General features: G+C 66.8%; 18 protein-coding genes. 8 read left to right on the top strand and 10 right to left on the bottom strand.

All coding sequences use genetic code 11. The annotated features are described in order from the left end of the window. Positions 1-159 precede the first annotated feature (159 nt). A complete protein-coding gene (locus tag G7B69_RS17030) occupies positions 160-393 on the top strand; it encodes a LuxR C-terminal-related transcriptional regulator (RefSeq protein ID WP_166177264.1) in 234 nt (77 codons plus the stop codon). A 528-nt stretch (positions 394-921) separates the two neighbouring features. Here G7B69_RS17030 and G7B69_RS17000 read toward each other — a convergent pair. Then, entirely contained in the window at positions 922-1,164 is a 243-nt protein-coding gene (locus tag G7B69_RS17000) for a GIY-YIG nuclease family protein (protein WP_341479166.1), read from the bottom strand. A gap of 461 nt (positions 1,165-1,625) precedes the next feature. On the opposite strand from G7B69_RS17000, the gene G7B69_RS06235 reads away from it, so the two are divergent. Then, entirely contained in the window at positions 1,626-1,802 is a 177-nt protein-coding gene (locus G7B69_RS06235) for a hypothetical protein (protein ID WP_166177262.1), read from the top strand. A gap of 77 nt (positions 1,803-1,879) precedes the next feature. On the opposite strand, the gene G7B69_RS06230 is transcribed toward G7B69_RS06235, so the two are convergent. The 3 genes from G7B69_RS06230 to G7B69_RS06220 all read right to left on the bottom strand — a co-directional run bounded on the left by G7B69_RS06230 (position 1,880) and on the right by G7B69_RS06220 (position 5,290). Next, a complete protein-coding gene (locus tag G7B69_RS06230; RefSeq protein WP_166177260.1) occupies positions 1,880-3,946 on the bottom strand; it encodes an alkaline phosphatase D family protein in 2,067 nt (688 codons plus the stop codon). 108 nt (positions 3,947-4,054) lie between these two features. Next, positions 4,055-4,678: a PilZ domain-containing protein gene (locus G7B69_RS06225; protein ID WP_166177258.1), complete on the bottom strand. Its 624-nt coding sequence runs from the start codon at positions 4,676-4,678 to the stop codon at positions 4,055-4,057. Between the two features lie 210 nt (positions 4,679-4,888). Continuing rightward, positions 4,889-5,290, bottom strand: coding sequence for a MarR family winged helix-turn-helix transcriptional regulator (locus G7B69_RS06220; RefSeq protein ID WP_166177256.1), 402 nt, complete (start codon positions 5,288-5,290; stop codon positions 4,889-4,891). Positions 5,291-5,438: 148 nt separating this feature from the next. Here G7B69_RS06220 and G7B69_RS06215 point away from each other — a divergent pair, with 148 nt between their 5' ends. Both G7B69_RS06215 and G7B69_RS06210 read left to right on the top strand, forming a co-directional pair. After that, a complete protein-coding gene (locus G7B69_RS06215) occupies positions 5,439-7,124 on the top strand; it encodes a chloride channel protein (RefSeq protein ID WP_166177557.1) in 1,686 nt (561 codons plus the stop codon). Between the two features lie 116 nt (positions 7,125-7,240). Further along, positions 7,241-7,537 carry an antitoxin Xre/MbcA/ParS toxin-binding domain-containing protein gene (locus G7B69_RS06210; protein ID WP_166177254.1) on the top strand — a complete coding sequence of 99 codons (297 nt, stop codon included), beginning with the start codon at positions 7,241-7,243 and terminating at the stop codon, positions 7,535-7,537. A gap of 26 nt (positions 7,538-7,563) precedes the next feature. On the opposite strand, the gene G7B69_RS06205 is transcribed toward G7B69_RS06210, so the two are convergent. Next, positions 7,564-7,956 carry a response regulator gene (locus G7B69_RS06205; protein ID WP_166177252.1) on the bottom strand — a complete coding sequence of 131 codons (393 nt, stop codon included), beginning with the start codon at positions 7,954-7,956 and terminating at the stop codon, positions 7,564-7,566. A gap of 197 nt (positions 7,957-8,153) precedes the next feature. Here G7B69_RS06205 and G7B69_RS06200 point away from each other — a divergent pair, with 197 nt between their 5' ends. Continuing rightward, complete coding sequence (locus G7B69_RS06200; RefSeq protein ID WP_166177250.1) at positions 8,154-10,718, top strand: cation-translocating P-type ATPase; 2,565 nt, start codon at positions 8,154-8,156, stop codon at positions 10,716-10,718. A gap of 53 nt (positions 10,719-10,771) precedes the next feature. Here the strand turns inward: G7B69_RS06200 and G7B69_RS06195 are convergent, their stop codons facing one another. Beyond that, positions 10,772-11,230 (bottom strand): YaiI/YqxD family protein, encoded by a 459-nt coding sequence (locus G7B69_RS06195; RefSeq protein ID WP_166177248.1) that lies wholly within the window; start codon positions 11,228-11,230, stop codon positions 10,772-10,774. Positions 11,231-11,571: 341 nt separating this feature from the next. Here G7B69_RS06195 and G7B69_RS06190 point away from each other — a divergent pair, with 341 nt between their 5' ends. Genes G7B69_RS06190 through G7B69_RS06180 form a run of 3 tightly spaced genes read left to right on the top strand, consistent with a single transcriptional unit; the run spans position 11,572 to position 13,802 of the window. Beyond that, complete coding sequence (locus G7B69_RS06190) at positions 11,572-12,354, top strand: SDR family NAD(P)-dependent oxidoreductase (protein ID WP_166177246.1); 783 nt, start codon at positions 11,572-11,574, stop codon at positions 12,352-12,354. A gap of 20 nt (positions 12,355-12,374) precedes the next feature. Further along, positions 12,375-13,262 (top strand): S-methyl-5'-thioadenosine phosphorylase, encoded by an 888-nt coding sequence (gene mtnP / locus G7B69_RS06185; RefSeq protein ID WP_166177244.1) that lies wholly within the window; start codon positions 12,375-12,377, stop codon positions 13,260-13,262. Between the two features lie 60 nt (positions 13,263-13,322). Then, positions 13,323-13,802 carry a MarR family winged helix-turn-helix transcriptional regulator gene (locus tag G7B69_RS06180; RefSeq protein WP_166177242.1) on the top strand — a complete coding sequence of 160 codons (480 nt, stop codon included), beginning with the start codon at positions 13,323-13,325 and terminating at the stop codon, positions 13,800-13,802. An 81-nt stretch (positions 13,803-13,883) separates the two neighbouring features. Here G7B69_RS06180 and G7B69_RS06175 read toward each other — a convergent pair whose 3' ends face one another. The 4 genes from G7B69_RS06175 to G7B69_RS06160 are packed head-to-tail and all read right to left on the bottom strand — an operon-like array spanning position 13,884 to position 17,896. Continuing rightward, positions 13,884-14,900, bottom strand: coding sequence for a type II secretion system F family protein (locus G7B69_RS06175; protein WP_207785961.1), 1,017 nt, complete (start codon positions 14,898-14,900; stop codon positions 13,884-13,886). Between the two features lie 19 nt (positions 14,901-14,919). Beyond that, positions 14,920-15,891 carry a type II secretion system F family protein gene (locus G7B69_RS06170; protein WP_166177240.1) on the bottom strand — a complete coding sequence of 324 codons (972 nt, stop codon included), beginning with the start codon at positions 15,889-15,891 and terminating at the stop codon, positions 14,920-14,922. Positions 15,892-15,940: 49 nt separating this feature from the next. After that, positions 15,941-17,227 carry a pilus assembly protein CpaE gene (locus tag G7B69_RS06165; protein ID WP_166177238.1) on the bottom strand — a complete coding sequence of 429 codons (1,287 nt, stop codon included), beginning with the start codon at positions 17,225-17,227 and terminating at the stop codon, positions 15,941-15,943. Positions 17,228-17,230: 3 nt separating this feature from the next. After that, entirely contained in the window at positions 17,231-17,896 is a 666-nt protein-coding gene (locus G7B69_RS06160) for a CpaD family pilus assembly protein (protein ID WP_166177236.1), read from the bottom strand. Between the last annotated feature and the right edge of the window lie 6 nt (positions 17,897-17,902).

Below are 17,902 nucleotides of genomic sequence, written 5' to 3'. Positions count from 1 at the left end.
CATGGTCCTGGTGGGCCAACTGCCAATCGACCTCATTGCCCACTGCTTCGTAGCGCAATCTGGTTGTGCGTGAGTCCGGTGGTCGTTATTACCTCCAGCGTTGACCGGGACTTTCACTTGCAGGACAAGAATGTCGAATGAATTGTAGACCTTGCTCCCATGTCGCTCGATAGCCATCAGCGAGACCCACTAAGTCTAATTGCGGCTCTTACGGCAACAGAGAGGCAAATTCTGAGCGCACTTGTTCAGGGGCGCTCGATCAAGTCAATCGCGATGATGTTATCGCTACCTTTAGACGAAACAGAGTCAGCTCGCGACGTCCTAATGGAGAAATTATCTGCTAGGACGGTGGCGGACGCCGTCAGGATCGGTCTCTTGGCTAGGATCCAATAGCTTTCCCGAGGTCGGCGGTGCTGAACTCAGATCTGAGTGCCAGTAATCATTTCGCCCATGCCTGGAGTATTGCCGAGGCAACGGAATCTCCTTCTGCGATAACCGAAGTTTTCAGCACTCTGCATGCAATCGCGACCTTCACGCCCCGCGGGCAAGAGGCGGTCGTGACAGCCAAGGTGGGAGCTGCGACCAAGCGTCTCGCTGCAGCCTCGAGTTTTCCGGCCTCCAGAAGGGCGTCATAGCCCTTTTCGTCGAGCGCCGCGTATTCAAGAGGCCGGAATTCCCGCGGCGACAACCGGAGCAATTGAAAGGCGTGGCGAAGAGGACTCTCGGGACTGTCCAGTTCGCCGTTGGCAATAACTTGAATGCGCCCAAACCAAGGGTGGCCGGCAACGGTTCGATGTCTTTCATACCAATACACCCGCTAAAGCTCGACCCGGGAGCCACCGTCAAGACACAATTTCGAATGCGCTAAGGTCACCAAGTGATGGGAGAAGATCAAAGCCATTCTGTGGCAGGCGACCGCCGTCACCCGCGCGTCGTGCAATCAATAACAGGAATGACCGCAACGGGTCGAAAGCGGACATTGAAGCTTCCTCCACCACCCTTCGTCATCCCCGCGAAAGCGGGGACCCAGTCGACTCCAGAAGCACCCTCGGCCAGGTCGCACCAGCCAAGGTTGTCGCACTCGATCGGCTCCATCTTCCACTGTCGCAGCCACTTTTTTATCCCTTTCTTTATCCCTTTCTCGCGCACGATTGCGTGCTCCATTGTCGAGTGCCTCTCGAACCACACCAGACGCTTGATGCTGTGTCCTTGGTGAAGCCCTCGAACACGCCCTCGCGGTCCTGGTGGATGCGTTGGATCAAGTCCGAGGTCGCGCCGGTGTAGATGGCGCCGTTTTGCGGTTCGCGAGGGAGATAGACGGTCGGTTGGAAGTCGCGCTGCACCGCGAGAGCCCGCTGGGTTCTCGCGTTCAGGGGGAGCGAAGCTGACCAGAGGATAATGACGAAGGGGGGGTGGGTCCGCTTTGGACTGAATCCGCCGCAAAAACCCCTTCCAAAAAAACCTCACTTGTGCCTTACCCTCATCGATGAGCCCGCCCGCACCCGATAAATCCTCGCTTCCCGGTCCCCGCTATCACTGGGCCACCTCAAGGCCCACGTCTTCCTCGGCGTGGTCGCCGATCTCGGGCGGGTCGGCGGGTCGGCGAGGCGGAGCGGGCGGGGGTGATGAGCCGGCAGTTGGCCTATCGCCTGCGCGAGCGGCTCGGTGAGGGCACGTTGTTCGCGCGGGGGTGGGACCGGGCGCAAGCTGACGGGCGCGAGAACTGGCGGGCGCGGCGTCGTGTGTCGAGCAAGACGACAATCCTGCCGCCCGAACGCGACATTTTCGGACTCGGAAGGTGACAAGAACGGGCGGGAAAAGCGACAAAACCGGCCGATATCGCCCTGGAACGTGTCAACCTGTCCGGTTCGTGTAAACTTCACACCGACAGCCCGACGTCCCCTTCGAGCACCTGCCGCCGCAGCCGCGGCCGTTCGCCTGGTTGCCACAGGGCGGCGGTGAGCGCGACGCGGTAGCGCAGCGAGCCGCCGTCGGGGCGGTCGCTCCGGGTGACGGGGCGGGGGATGCAGACGAACTCCGTGCGCATCTCCTGCCCGCTCAGGCGCACCTTGGCATAGCCGTGGCCGCCGAGGTCGAGGAACTCGAGGTGCGGGGCGTTGTCGGGGTTGGACAGGGCGAGGGCGCGCTCGAGGTCGAAGCTCTTGGCGTATTCGAGGCACGAGCGCACGCCGTGCCGCAGCAGCATGTTGAAGGTCCACGCGGGCTTGCCGCCGTCGGGCCGGTCGGCGAGGAACAGCGGGCGCAGCGCTACGTCCTTCGGCAGGTTGTACTCCATGCCCTCCATCGGCCCCGCGCTCGACAGCGAGCCGCCGATGAAGCTCAGGCCGACCGGTTCGAACTTGCCGGGCGGCAGATCCTTGGCCGCGTAACCGGCCCAGAAGCTGTGCAGGTCGCCGGCGACGATCGCGAAGCCGGTGACGTTCGCCTCGCGGACGAGGTCGTAGATCTCGCCCCGCTCGGTATAGGTCGCGCCGAAATCGGCGCCGCCGAGGCAGGCGTAGCCGGCGTCGCTCGGCCAGGCCTCCTTGGTCAGGCCCGGTGGCAGGTTCTGCGGATCGGCCCGATTGTCGATCGCGCCTTGCGAGCTGGCCCAGATCTTCCAGGTGGCCTTCGAGCTCCTGAGCTGCTCCTTGAACCAGGCCTTTTGCTCGGCCCCGAGGATGGTCTGCGGCGCGGAGTTCCTTTGCGGGTTGGGGACGTGCTTGTCGCCGAAGCGGATTTCCGCCGGCGGGTTGCCGCCGTTGAACACCCGGCCGCCGTCGAGCACCCGCATCTGGCTCTCGGGAAACATGTTGATGAATTCCTCGCCGCCCAGCTGGCCGAGCGAGCGATCGCTGAACGCGTCGGGGCCGCGATAGCTGCGTTCGTCGGTGATGATGAGGTCGAGGTGCGGGCCGTAGCGGAATGTGCGGTAGGCCGTGAGGCTGTTGATCGCGATCAAGTTGTTGGGCTCGAGGCCAAGGCCGTTGTCGTCCCAGGTCTCGATCTTGACGTTTTCCACCTTGGGCGGGCCGAAGCGGTCGAGCGAGCCGCTGGGCGCGGTGACGCGCGCCGGGATGTATTCGAACCACGCCTGGTTGGCGGCGACCTTGACGGTTTGCCCGGGAATCTCCCACGCGGGGTTCTTCACGATGCTCTGCCGGCCCATCCACGAGAACTCGTGGTTGTCCCAGATGCACACGAACGGCCATCGCGCGCGGGCATCCTGCAGGTCCGGGTCCGCGAGGTAGCCCTTGTAGACCGCCCGGTAACCCTCGACGGTCAGCGGGATGTGGAATTTGCCGACCTGGCGCCCGTCCGGAATGCGCGCGACCTCGTAAATCGTGCGGTCGTAGCGGGTCTTTGCTTCCTCGGGGTACTCGACCACCTCGTAAATGAAATCGCCGAGGTGGAGGACGAACTCGAGCTGGTCCCTGGCTGCCGCGCGCTCGTCCTCGAAGATCATCCGCCGATAGGCATTGAGCGTCCCTTCGTTGACGTCCTGGCAGCTGACGAAGGCGAAGTTGACCGGCCGCCGGTCGTCCGGCGCCGGCGCGGTGCGCGTGCGCCCGATGCGGCTGCCGTTGCCCTCCTTGTCGGTGAAGCGGTACCAGTAGAAGCGCGAGGGCTTGAGGCCGGCCACGAGGACGCGGGCGGTCCAGTCCGATTCCGCGGCAACCGCCGCGGCCGCGCGGCTGACGACGCGCTGAAAGCGCGGGTCTTCCGCCACTTCGAGATCGAGGACTTGGGTTGCATCGCCGCCGAACGGTCGGCGTGTCCACAGGATCACGCTGGCGGGGTCGGGATCGCCGGAAGCGACTCCCTGGGGAAACACTTCGCGATTTTCGCGCCACCGGCTGCGCGAAGCCTGCGCCGGCGCGGTCCACGCAAGGGTCGCGCCGAGGGTGGCCGCCAGTTCGATGAATTCGCGACGACTTGTCCGCATGCCAAGGCCCCCCACTGGGCGACCTGACGACCCGCAACCGCAAGTGGCAATGCGGCATCGACAAACCAGCGCCGGCGTTCGACCGATGTATTGAACAGCAGCTCGCCGCTAGACGGTCTCTCCCACGCGCTCGAGCTCTTCGCTGCTCAGCGGCTCGACCAGGCGAACGCCGGCGCGGCCCGCGGTGGCCCAGCGGACCGCGCCGATGCGGGCGACGCCGTTCTCGGCGATCAGCTTGAGCTGCATGCCGGGCGCCAGCGTGCCGTCGTGCGCCAGGCCCATGCCGCGCGGCGAGACGTCGGTGATCCTGACCGGGCGGATGCCGTTTTCCCCGTAGCTCGTCGCCCGGGTCATCGTCTCCAGCCGTAGCGCGCCGCGGCGGTCGTCGCGCTTCAGCTCGGCACCCGCGCGCAGCAGCGACGCACAGTCGATCGGCCGGTCGAACCCGATCCCGCAGCGCCCGCTTTCGCTCCACAATACCGCGCCGTGGATTGCCAGGCTTTCCGACAGTTTGACGAGGACGCGTTCGCCGGCGGTGAGCTGCCAGTGCGTGTCGAGCTTGATCCCCGTGTCGGAGATGTTTCGCGCGCGAAACAGCCCGGCGTTTTCGCCGCGCACGACTTTCACGTCGAAGCATACGGTGCGGAACCGCGGGGTGCTGCGCCGGTCGAGCTTTGCATACGAGAGGTTCGTAAGGCCGTACTCGACCGATGGTAACGGATCAGCCGACATGGAAATCCCCCTGCCAGTCCTTTGTATGCGGGTAAGGCGCGCGGAAGTAGCGCGGCGCTTTCCCAAGTGCGTGGCCAACTCAAATAAATACAGCCGGTTCCCGGCGCTCAACAAGAAAGTTACCGATAGGTTACGATACCTACAATTAGGGTAAAATTCTGTTTACCATGTGGTTTGAGTAAATTCAGGACTATAAAAAAGAAGTCTTGGTTAACCGAGCTCTGCCAGCAGTTCCTGCAGCATCGGGCGCAGGCGGCGGAGTTCGGCGCGGTGGCTTTGCGAGAGTTCCTCGAGCACGCGCTTGCCGCGCTCGTGGAGGCGCACAGCGACCTGGCGCTTGTCGGCAGGGCCGGTTTCCCGCTGCAGCAGGCCCTGCTCCTCCATCCGCTGGACCAGTTCCGAAGCGCTGTGCGGGCGCAGGAACAGCCGCTCGGCGAGCTCGCCGACACGCAGCGTGCCGCCGGGCCCGGCGCGGATCGCCAGCAATGCCTGGTGCTGGCGCGGGGTCAGCCCCGCTTCTTCCGCCGCGGCTTCCGAATAGCGGCCGAACCGGCGCAGCGCGTAGCGGAATCCGGCGAGCGTCTGGTAGTCGCCGTCGCTCAATTTGGTCATCGGCCCCTCTTGTGCTATATCGTACTACGACATAGTTGCCCGGCGCATGACAGGCAACGCCAACCTAAACGCCCGGGTCGCAGGGCGGGGCGCGCTTCCGGGCGCGCCCAACCGCCCGCGGCTCGCCGACCACAACGCCGACGTGCGCATGCTCCTGCTCGCCGCGATGGCGCTGGCGACGGGCACGGGCGGCGCGCTGTCGGCGTGGGCGCTGCTGCACCTCATCGGGCTGACGACCAACCTGCTGTGGTACCACAGGCTGTCGTGGGCCATGGTCTCGCCGGCCGACGCTGCGACCGGGCCGCTGACGATCCTCATCCCGGTCCTCGGCAGCCTCGTCATCGGCGCGATGGCGCGGTTCGGCTCGGACAAGATCCGCGGCCACGGCATTCCCGAAGCGATCGAGGCGATCCTCTACGGCGAGAGCAAGCTCACGCTCAAGGTCGCGCTGTTGAAGCCGATATCCTCGGCAATCTCGATCGGCAGCGGCGGGCCGTTCGGCGCCGAAGGCCCGATCATCATGACCGGAGGGGCGATCGGCTCGCTGTTCGCCCAGCGCTTCCACCTTACCGCCGCCGAGCGCAAGACACTGCTGGTGGCCGGCGCGGCGGCGGGCATGACGGCGATCTTCGGCACCCCGTTCGCGGCGATCCTGCTGGCGGTCGAGGTGCTGCTGTTCGAATGGAAGCCGCGCAGCTTCGTGCCGGTGGTGACGAGCGTGGTCGTCGCCTTCGCCTGGCGGCCGTGGGTGGTCGGCTCCGGGCCGCTGTTCCCGGCCGAGTGGCACCTCGCCGCCTCGGGCACGAGCCTGCTGCTGGCGGCGCTCGTCGGGGCCATGACCGGGCTGCTGGCGTGCGTCATTTCCAAGGCACTGTACTTGATCGAGGACCTCTTTCACCGCCTGCCGCTGCACTGGATGTGGTGGCCGGCGCTCGGCTCGGTCGTCGTCGGCCTCGGCGCGCTGGTCGAGCCGCGCGTGCTCGGCGCGGGCTACGACACGATCCAGGCGCTGGTGGCCGGCTCCCTGGTTGCCCAGGCGATCGTGCTGCTGCTGGCGGTCAAGGCGGTCGTCTGGCTCGCCGCGCTCGGCTCGGGGACCTCGGGCGGCATCCTCGCCCCGCTGCTGATCATCGGTGGCGCGGCGGGCGCGCTCGCCGGGCTGTGGCTGCCGGGCGGGAGCGGCCCGTGGGCGATGATCGGCATGGCCGGAATGATGAGCGCTGCGATGCGCGCGCCGCTCACCGCCGCGCTGTTCGTCGCCGAATTGACCGGCCGCTTCGATGCGCTGCCCGAAGCCATCGCCAGCTCGGGCATCGCTTTCGGGCTGGCCGTGCTGCTGCTGCGCCGCTCGATCCTGACCGAGAAGATCAGCCGGCGCGGGCGCCACATCAGCCAGGAATTCAGCGTCGACCCGCTCGCGCTGAGCCTCGCCCGCGACGTCATGACCGCCGACCCGGTCACGCTCCCGGCCGACCTGCCGGTGGGCGAGGCGCTGGTGTTCTTCGAGGGCGAGGCGGTCCACCGCAGCTATCCGGTGGTGGACGAGGCCGGCCGCCCGGTCGCGCTCGTCTCGCGCGCCGACGCGCTGCGCTGGCGGCAGGAGCCCGGCACGCTCGACGGCAGCTTGGGCGAGACGCTGTCCGACGTCTCGCTGCCGGTGGTCACCCTCGACACCCCGTCGGACGTGATCGCCAACCTGATGATCGCCGAGAACTCGGGCCGGGTGTGCGTGACGGATGCGGACGGGCGGATTGCGGGCATCGTCGCACGGCGGGACTTGCTGCGCTCGCGGGCGGCGGCGCTCAAGGGTGAGCGGACGCGCTCTCGGGGATGAGCCCTTACCATAACGGCTCCCCGACCCCATCTAGGGTCTATCGTGAGCTTCGCCCCGTAAGCGCCCGCGGCTGGGAGACCTCGTGCTCCCGCTTACTCGCGAGGAGCGCACCCGGCATGAGCGAAGAGAAACCCGAAACCCCCGGTCGCACCAATCCCTGGCGCCGCCGCTCGAAAGTCGCACCCATTTCGCCGGAACAGGCCGCGCGGCAGGGCGAGATCTCGCGCCTGGCTTTCCTGGTCCTCGGCCGCGAGCAGGCGATCGCGTTCCTCAACGGCGAGCACGAAGGGCTCGGCGGGCGGCCTCTCGACCTGGCTACCGCGAGCGAAGAGGGCCGCGCCAGCGTCGAGGCGGAGCTGGGGCGGATGAAGTACCGGCAGGCCGCAAAGGATGAGAACACCGGCCCGGGCTAGCCGCACGGGTTGCCGCGAGCGTGGCGCTAGGCCGGCGGGGGAGTGGTTTGTTGCGCCACCAGCAAGTTGGCCAGCGCCGTGACGAGCTCCGCGCTGGCAAAGGGTTTCTGCAGCGCGATGCTCAGCGGAACGCCGTTGGCCGTCCATTCCGCCATGCTGTCACCCGTGACGTAGATCACGGCGAGCCCGGCGAACTTCTCGCGCGCGTGCTGGGCGACCTCCCAGCCGTTGGATCCCGGTCCCATCCTGACGTCGGTCACGAGGCCGCGAAGCTGCTCCAGCCCGTCGATAAGCTCCAGCGCGGCAGGGCCGTTCTCGGCCTCGAGAACGGTGTAACCGCCGTCGTTCAGCGCTTCGGTGAGCACAAGCCTGATGAGCGGCTCGTCCTCGACCACAAGGATGGGTGGGACCTCGTCCATTGCCCCTTATAGGGTTGCGAGATGGCGCGGCCATCTCTTTGGTTGGGGAAGTGTCGTCCTGGCACACCGGTTGTCCCGGTCCGGTGTAGTGCGCATAACCGGCGGGGCGACTGCCGGTTCCGGAAATGAGCCCCTCGCGATATCGGCGTGACGCGAGACGTCTGCAACAAGGGACCGATCAGGAGGCGGGTGGACCGATGACCGACGAAGCCCCAATGACCCCCCGCGACGGCCTCGCGCAAGCCGATGCCGAAGCCCGGCTGGCCGCGGAAGGGCCGAACGAGCTGCCCGGCGGCCGGCGCCGTTCGGCGTTCGGGATCATCGGCGGCGTCCTGCGAGAGCCCATGCTTTTGCTCCTGCTGGCCGCGGGAGCGATCTACCTTCTGCTCGGCGATCCCGGTGAAGCGCTGATCCTGCTGGGTTTTGTCGGGCTGACGATCGGGATTGCGGTCGTCCAGGAAGTCCGCACCGAAGGGGCGATCGAGGCGTTGCGCGACCTCAGCATGCCCCAGGCGACCGTCATTCGCGACGGGCGACGAATAACGATCGCCTCGCGCGAGGTCGTGCGGGGGGATTTGCTGGTCATCAGCGAAGGCAGCCGCATCTCGGCCGACGGGTGGATCGTCGAGGCGAACGGGCTCCAGGCCGACGAAGCCATCCTCACGGGCGAATCGGTCCCGGTGGCGAAGTCGGCGGTGAGCCGAGAGGATCCGGGCGATCCGCCCCTGCCAGGCGGGGACAACCTCCCCTATGCGTTCTCGGGAACGCTCGTGGTGCGGGGAACCGGGCTGGCGCGGGTCCACGCTACCGGTCCCCACAGCCGGATCGGTGCGCTCGGCCGATCGCTGGCGTCGCTAGAGACCGAGACTCCGCCTCTCGTCCTCCAGACGAGGAGCCTGGTTCGTTGGTTTGCCGTGGCGGCACTAGCGGTGAGCCTGCTTTCCGTGCTCCTCTACGGTTTCCTGAGGGGAGGGTGGCTCGACGGCCTCCTCTCCGGGATCGCGGTGGCGATGTCCCTGCTGCCCGAAGAACTGCCGGTGGTGCTGGCTTTGTTCATGACGATCGGCGCGCTGCGCATGGCGCGGTCGCGCGTGCTGGCGCGCCGCGGAAGCGCCATCGAGACGCTTGGCGCGGCCACCGTCCTGTGCACCGACAAGACCGGCACCCTGACGCAGAACCGAATGGCCGTCGCCGAGCTGCGGCTTGCCGGAGGCGAAATCCATCGTCCGGGCCTGGGCGAAGCCCTGTCCACGCCGGAATTCGCCGATCTTGCCCGGTTGGGCATGCTTGCCAGCGAGGAAGACCCCTTCGATCCGATGGAAAAGGCCTTCCATGACCTCGCCAGCGCCCAGGCGACCACGTCGCTGGCCAGCCATCGCGAGCACGGCTGGTCGATGGAGCAGGCCTATGCGCTCGCGCCGGAATTGCTGGCGATGTCGCAAGTCTGGATGCGCGGTGAGAAGCCGCAACGAATGGTTGCCGCAAAAGGCGCGCCGGAAGCGATCGCCGAGCTGTGCCGTCTTGATGCCGGCGCGCGACAAGCGATGGATGCGGCCGTGGGAGAGATGGCGCGACGCGGCCTGCGCGTCCTGGCCGTCGCCGAAGCCGGCTGGAGCACCGAGCACTTGCCGGAGACCCAGCGGCACTTCGACTTCGTCTATCGCGGGCTGGTAGGGCTGGCCGATCCTATCCGCGAATCGGTGCCGGCAGCCGTCCGGCAACTGCAGGAAGCCGGCATCAGGGTGGTGATGATCACCGGCGACTACCCGGCAACCGCGAGCGCGATTGCCGCCCAGGCCGGGATCGCGGCGGGAAGCGTGATGACCGGTGCGGAGATCGCCAAAGCCGACGATACCGAACTTGCCCGGCAAATTAGGGGCGTGGCGGTGTTCGCGCGCGTCCTGCCCGAACAGAAATTGCGCATCGTCCGCGCGCTCAAGTCGGCCGGGGAAATCGTCGCGATGACGGGTGACGGGGTAAACGACGCCCCGTCGCTCAAGGCCGCGCACATCGGGATTGCGATGGGGCAACGCGGGACCGATGTCGCCCGGGCGGCTTCCGCGCTCGTCCTGCTTGACGACGATTTCGGGAGCATCGTAACCGCGGTCCGACTGGGACGGCGGATTTACGACAACATCCGCAAGGCGGCCGGCTTCATCTTCGCGGTCCACCTGCCGATTGCCGGGCTCGCGATCGCCCCCTTGCTCTTCGGCTGGCCGCTGATCCTCGGACCGGTGCATATCGCCTTGCTCGAATTGATCATCGATCCAACCTGTTCGCTGGTCTTCGAAGCGGAGCCGGAGGAGCCGGACGTGATGCAGCGAAGGCCACGCGCGCCGCACACTGCGCTGATTTCGCGAGCCCTGGCGGTGTGGTCGGCGTCCCAGGGCGCCGCGGCGCTGGCGCTGCTCCTCGGGCTGGCCGCTTGGGCGCAGCGTTCGGCCATGGCGGCCGAGGCGATGAGAGCGACGGTCTTCGCCGGCCTGATTGCAGCCGTGTTCGTCCTGGTGCTCGTCAATCGTTCATTCGGAGTGCGCTGGGTTGGGCGCCGGTCCTCCGGCCATAATTGGGCGCTGGCCGCCATCTTGGGCCTGACCGCGCCACTCTACGCGCTGATAGTCCTGGTGCCGTCCGTGGCGCGATTATTCGGTTTCGCAGTGCCCGGCGAGAACGGTGTTGTCGCTGCTGCGCTGGTTGCGGCGGCGCTGGCGGTCATGCTCGCCGCCGGCAAGAAGCGCTTCAATGCCGGGCTCGTCGGCTAGACTTTGTACGACCGCATTGGGGCAAGCGCTTCATGAGCGTGTGTGGGCGGACCTCACCGCTGCCGCTCCAGTCTCACCAACGCCTCGTCGAGCGCCTGCAGGAACCGCGAGCGGTCTGCCTTGGCGAACGGCGCCGGTCCTCCGATCACATCCCCACCCGCCCGCAAGTCGGCCATGATCGCCCGCGTGGCGATGGCGCTGCCGATCGAGGCCGGCGTGAAGGGTCGGCCGGTGTGCGCGATCACGGTGGCGCCGGCCTTGAGGCAACGGTCGGCAAGGAGGATGTCGCCGGTAACCACCACCGCGCGGGCATCGGCGCGCTCGGCGATCCAGTCGTCGGCAGCGTCGAACCCGCCGTGGACCACCACGCGCTCTATCAATGGATCGATCGGCACGCGGAACGGGCTGTTGCTGACCACCGCGACCGCCACCTTGCGGCGCTGGGCTACGCGGTAGACTTCCTCTTTCACCGGGCAGGCGTCGGCATCGACGAGGATTCGCACCTGGCTCATGCGGCGGGCTTACGCGCCGAATGTTGGAGGCGGGAGCGAAAAGCTGCTGTCCTACATGTTCTTTTTATGTTCCAAGCTGAGGATGGACCGAGCTCATCCTGCGGAACAAGTGGCGCGAGCCGGCGGCAATCGCTGTTGGACAAGTGTCACCCTGTCGCCTCGGTCGAAACCGGCGGAAATGCGTGGTTTTCAGGGCGACACCAAGGTGACAGGGTCCGTAAAGTGTCACCCGGCCCGCAACCCCGAATCGAGCGCCGGGCCGGACTCGGTTCGGCAGGGATGACGAAGGAAGTGGGAGCGTCTAAGGCGCGCCCCGAGATATCGTCCGCAAGGAGAATGACGTGAAGATCGACAGTTCCATCGCCGCCGTCGTCACCGGAGGAGCCTCGGGCCTCGGCGAAGCGAGCGCGCGGGCGCTGGCGGCGAAAGGCGCCAAGGTCGCCATCTTCGACCTCAACGAGGAGCGCGGCGAGAGCGTCGCCCGGGACATCGGCGGAACGTTCTGCAAGGTCGACGTGTCGGACGAAGCCTCGGTCGATGCCGGATTCGCCCAGGCCCGCGCGGCGCACGGGCAGGAGCGGGTGCTGGTCTGCTGCGCCGGGATCGGCACGATCGGCAAGACCGTCAAGCGCGACCGCGAGACCGGTGCGATCAGCCACTACCCGGTCGATCAGTTCATGAAGACGATCAAGGTCAACCTGCTCGGCACCTTCCAGTGCGTCGCCAAGGCGGCCGCCGGGATGATGACCCTCGACGGCCTCGAGGACGGCGAGCGCGGAGCGATGGTGGTGACCTCGAGCGTGGCGGCCGAGGACGGCCAGATCGGCCAGGTCGCCTATGCCGCCTCGAAAGCGGCGGTGATGGGCATGACCCTGCCGATCGCGCGCGACTTCATGCAGGAAGGCATCCGCATCAATGCCATCCAGCCGGGTATCTTCGCCACCCCGCTGCTCGCCGGCCTGCCCGAGAAGGCGCAGGAATCGCTCGCCCTGGCGGTGCCGTTCCCCAAGCGCCTCGGGAGGCCCGAGGAATACGCCGGGCTGGTGCTGACGATGATCGAGACCGGTTACTTCAACGGCGCCAGCGTGCGGCTCGACGGCGCCATCCGCATGCCGCCGAAGTGACCGGCTGACGGGGCGGGGGCATGGCCGGCTGGCACATCGGCGTTATCGGCGGCTCGGGGCTGTACGATCCCGGCGAGCTGGAGAGCGATGTCCAGCAGATCGCCGTCGGCAGCGCGTTCGGGGCGCCGTCCTCGCCGGTCGAGATGGGGCGGATCGGGCATGTGAAGTTCAGCTTCATCGCCCGCCACGGCGAAGGCCATCGCCTGTCGCCGGGCCAGGTCAACTACCGCGCCAACATCGACGCGCTCAAGCGCTGCGGGGTCACCGACGTGCTGGCGATCTCGGCGATCGGTTCGCTCAGGGAGGACCTGGCGCCGGGCACCTTCGTGGCGGTCGACCAGTTCATCGACCGCACGACCGGCCGCGAGCGGAGCTTCTTCGGCGAGGGCGTGGTCGCCCATGTCGGCCTGGCCGACCCGGTGTGCCCGCGGCTGAGCAAATTCGCCGCCGACGCCGCCAGGAAGGCTGGCGCCAAGATCCATCGCGGCGGGACTTACGTCGCCATCGAGGGCCCGCAGTTCTCGACCCGCGCCGAGAGCCATCTCTACCGTTCGTGGGGCGCCGACGTGATCGGCATGACCGCGCTGCCGGAGGCGCGGCTCGCCCGCGAGGCCGAGCTGCCTTACGCTCTGCTCGCCATGGTCACCGACTACGACGCCTGGCGCGATGCCGAGGCGGGGGTCGAGGCGGCCGAGATCCTCGCCGTGATGCGCGCCAACGCCGAGACCGCGCGGCGCACGCTCGCCGAGCTGGCCCGGGCCCTGCCCGAAGAGCGCGCCGCGAGCCCGATCGACCGCGCGCTCGACGCCGCGCTGGTCACTCCGCGCAGCGCCTGGACCCGCCAGGCGACCGCCCGCCTCGACGCCGTGATGCGCCGGCTGCTCGTCGAGGAATCCGCAGAGGGTTAACGACGCTTGGTCGGCTGGCCCTTCCCAAACCTCCAGAAAGTTGCAACAAACTAGTTTGCCATGAAACAAAGCAACCGCCTCGCCGAATTCCTGCCCTATCGCCTGTCCGTCACCTCGAACGCCGTCAGCCAGAGGATCGCCCAGGAGTACCGCAACCGCTGGGGCCTGAGCGTGCCCGAATGGCGGGTGATGGCGGTGCTCGGCGATTCGGGGCCGCACACCCAGCGTGAGCTCACCAGCATGACGATCATGGACAAGGTCGCGGTCAACCGCGCCTGCAAGGTGCTCGAGGATCGCGGACTGGCGGTGCGCCGGCCGAACGCGCAGGACGGACGCTCGCACCTGCTCGAGCTCACGCCGGCGGGCAAGGCGATGCACGAGCAGATCATGCCGCTGGCGCTGGAGATGGAGCGGCGCCTGTTCGCCAGGTTCACCGACGAGGAAGTCGAGGCGTTCCGCTCGCTGCTCGGACGGGTCCGCTCCGAAGTCGACGATCTCGACGCTGACGACATCGACAGCGCCAACTTCGGCATCGGCTAGGGGGCATTTGCGAAAAAGCCCCCGCAGGTCCGATCGACCTGCGGGGGCTCTCTCAAGGGTCCCCCCGGCCTCAGCCGCCCCTTAATGCTTGACGCCGATCCCGCCCGAGAACGCGTCGCTGATCGAGCAGGCCGCCGGGCCGAGAATGACGATGAACAGCACCGGCAGAATGAACAGGATCAGCGGGATCGTCATGATCGCCGGCAAGCGCGCGGCCTTTTCCTCGGCGCGCATCATGCGCTCGTTGCGGAACTCGGCCGAGAGCACGCGCAGCGCCGAAGCGAGCGGGGTGCCGTAGCGTTCGGTCTGGATCATCGTCGTCACCACGCCTTTCACCGCGTCGAGGTCGACGCGATAGGCGAAGTTCTCGAACGCCTGCCGCCGCTCGGTGAGGAACGACAGCTCGATCGCGGTCAGCGCGAACTCCTCGCCCAGTTCCGGATAGGCGCGGCCGAGCTCCTTGGCGACGCGGTTGAACGCCGCGTCGACGGTGAGGCCGGCCTCGGCGCAGATCACCAGCAGGTCGAGCGCGTCGGGCAGGCCCTTGCGGATCTCGGACGTGCGCTTCTTCGACTTGTTCTTGAGGTAGACCTCGGGCCCCTTGTAGCCCGAGATGACCAGTGCGGCGAAAGCCATGAACCGTTTGAAGCTGCCCCACTCGGGGAAAGTGTTGGTCCAGTACAGGACGACCACGCCGAGGAAGCCGAGCGCGACCGGCAGCACCATTCGCGCGAAGATGACGAAGACCGCGTATTCCTTGTTGCGGATACCCGCCTGCGCCAGCTTCTGCTGAATGATCTTGAGCTGGCTTTCCTGCAGGACCTTCATGCCCCGCAGCGTGTCCTTGACCTTGTCGGTCGCGTCCGACCGCTGGACGAGGCTCTGCCGCTTGCGCGACTTCTGGGTAATGATCCCCGACTTCAATTCTTCGCGCCGAGCGTTCAGCGCCCGCACGCGCTTGGCCATCGGGTCGCGCACGGTGACCGCCGCGTAGATCGCGAGCACCACCGCGGCGGCGGCGATCCCGGCGAGGATCGAGCCGACGAAGAAGACGTCGAAGCCGAGGAGCTTGGGTCCGGTGGACGGGGCGATGATCATGGCTGCGCGGAGTCCTCGCTCAAATCTCGAAATTGACCATCTTGGCCATGATGAAGGCACCGATGGACATCCAGGTCAGGCCGCCGAGGCCGGCGATGATCAGCCGGTCTTCGGAGAAGAAGCCGCCGATGTAGGTCGGGTTGATCCACCAGATCATTCCGAAGACGATGAACGGCAGGGCGCCGACGATGTAGGCCGAAGCTTTCGATTCCGAGCTCATCGCCTTGATCTTGAGCTTCATCTGCGCGCGCTTGCGCAGCACGTCGGCGAGGTTGGACAGCGTCTCCGCCAGGTTGCCGCCCGTCTCGCGCTGGATCGCCAACGTAATAACGAAGAACTGGAACTCGGGCGTGCCGAGCCGGTTGGCGGTTTCCTGCAACGCCTCTTCCATCGTGCGGCCGATGCGGATCCGCTCGACGACGCCCCTGAATTCGATGCCGACCGGGCCGGGAATCTCGTGCGAGACGACGCCGAGGGTCTCGGTCACCGGCAGGCCCGAGCGCAAGCCGCGGACGAGCAGCTCGATCGCGTCGGGGAATTTGGAATTGAAGTTGGCCAGCCGCTTCTTGATGAAGAAACCGACGACCTTGTGGGGCAGGCCGGCACCGATGAGAACGCCGATGCCGAGCGAGAGCCACGGCGCGCCGGTCTTGATGTAAAGGGCAACGGTCACGACCAAGCTGAGGCCGAGCGAGGCGTAGATGTACTGCGTCACGCTCCAGCCCTTGCCGGTGCGGTCGAGCCGCAGCGAAAGCGCCTCCCCTCGGGAGCCCGACCCGGCGACCTTGTGCATCTTCGGCTTACGCGAGGCGATCGCCTTCTTCAGCTGCGATTCCACCTTGGCGTTCGTGCTCTCGGAATGGCGATAGCGCACCGCCTGCAGGCGGCGCTGCCCTTCCTTGGCCGGAGAGGCGCCGGTGAGCAGCATCGCCCCGATAGCCATCAATGCCATCAGGCCCGCCGCCACGAGAACAAGCTGGATCACGCTCATTGCTTGCTAGTGCCTTCCTGACCGAACCATCCGGCCCACTCGAGCCGAGTTATTCCGCTCCCGCGGATACCGCCTTGCCCTTGCTCTTCTTGCCGAGCAGCGACTTGAAATCGAACTTGCCCAGAAGCGAGGAATTGCCCGTCTCTCCGTCTTCCGCGGCGCTGTCTTCGCCAGCGGCGAGGATCGCCTTGGAAATGTCGCGCATCGCCCCGCCAGCCTTGCTGGAGCGATTGGCGTCGGCGAACGTCTGGCCGAGCTTGGCCGCATTGACCGCGGCCTTCTGGTCGTAAGGGATCAGGAAGTTGATCTTGCGCTCAATCGAGGCTTCGAAGTCGGCCTTGCTGATCTCCGCCACGCCGGTTTGCACCTTGTTGGCGATGACCAGCGGGTTGACGCCGGGGGCGTTGGCCTTGAGCCACGAGAGGATGCGGATCGTATCGCGCGCCGAGGCGAGCGTCATCTCGGTGACCAGCGCCATCACGTTCACGTCCGCCAGCAGGTGCGGGAAGTTGATCAGCATGTTGCGCGGAAGGTCGACCACCGTGGTCTCGAATGCCGAGCGGAACTCTTCCTGCAACTGCACGAAGGCGCTGCCGTCGGTCATCAGCGGCGAGTTGATCGGCGCTTCGGCCGAAAGAATCGCCAGGTTGTCATTGGCGCGGATCATCGCCCGCTCGATGAACAGGCCGTCGATGCGGCTCGGGTTCTCGATTGCATCGGTCAGGCCGCGGCCCGGTTCGAGATCGAGCGAAAGCGCGCCGGTGCCGAAATGGACGTCGAGGTCGAGAAGCGCGGTCGGTCGTTTGCCGTCGCTGAACAGCCAGGCGAGGGAAGTCGCCAGGGTCGACGCGCCGACACCGCCGCGAGTGCCGACCACCGCGACCGAGACGTGAGCCTTGGCGGCTTCGCCTTCGCTGTGCCGCGGGGCGGCGAACACGGCCTGCGCCTGATTCAGGCAATCGCGGACCTGGCCCGCCGTTAGCGGCTTGAGGAGGTAGTCGTGAATGCCGCTGGCGAGCAGGTCGCGATACAGGCGCACGTCGTTGACCTGGCCGATCGCGATCACGACCGTCCCCGGCTCGCAAACCTCGGCCAGGGCATTGATGTCGTTCAGCGGGTCGCCGCTTTCCGACAGGTCGACCATCAGAATCGCGGGGCTGGCGGCAATCGACAGCGACTGCACGGCGTTGCGCAGCCCGCCCTTGGCGCACTTCTCAGGCGCCCAGCCAAGCTCGATGACCACCGGCCGCAAGACGTCGAGTGCCGTCTCGTCGCAGATGAAGGCTGCGAAGGGGTCGCGGTTGCCCGCGAGGCCAGGTTTCCAAGGCGCGTTCATTGGTTATTTCCCCCCTGATGACTGGGTCGACACTTCCGGCAGGCCATCGGCGCCGGTCGGTTTTGCTTCGCGATAGGATTGGATGGCCTTGGTCGAACTCATGATCACCGTATCGCTCCTGCCGGCGGCGCCGTGCAGCAGCTGCTGGGGATCGGCGACCATCGCCGCCAGGTTGCCGTTCACCGCGCATCCGTAGTTGGGCGAGGTGGAGTTGTTGCCGTATTCAACGACATGCTCGGACCAGTCGGGGCAACCGGGCACGAAGGCTCGGCTGCGCGTGACCACGACGCGAACGTTGCCCGGTTCGATGAAACCTTGCGTCACGGGCGCGCCATCGCCGACCAGCAGGCCGTAACGCCCGGCGATCTTGGCGACGTCGCCACGCACTCCGGCGCTCGCCATCGCGTCGTCGATGCCGATGCGATCGCCGTAGCGCAGGTTCATCGAATCGAACCAGTCGGCCAGGCGGCGCTGTTCGGCGATCGGCAGGCCGCCCGAGGTCGCCGCGAGGTCGAGCGCATAAGTCTGCTGCTCGACGACCGGCTGCTTGACGCTGTCGAGCGAGCGATTGATGGCCGAGTCGGCACCAGTCGTATTGCACGCCGACAGGACAAGCCCGAGCGAGAGGGCGATGGCGGCACCGGCCGCGCGGTTCTTGCGGATAGGCATTTTCAT

The sequence above is a fragment of the Croceibacterium segetis genome (assembly GCF_011320115.1).
Taxonomy (GTDB): domain Bacteria; phylum Pseudomonadota; class Alphaproteobacteria; order Sphingomonadales; family Sphingomonadaceae; genus Croceibacterium_B; species Croceibacterium_B segetis.
Note: the sequence above shows the minus strand (reverse complement) of the source record. Positions and strands in the feature narration are given on the sequence as shown.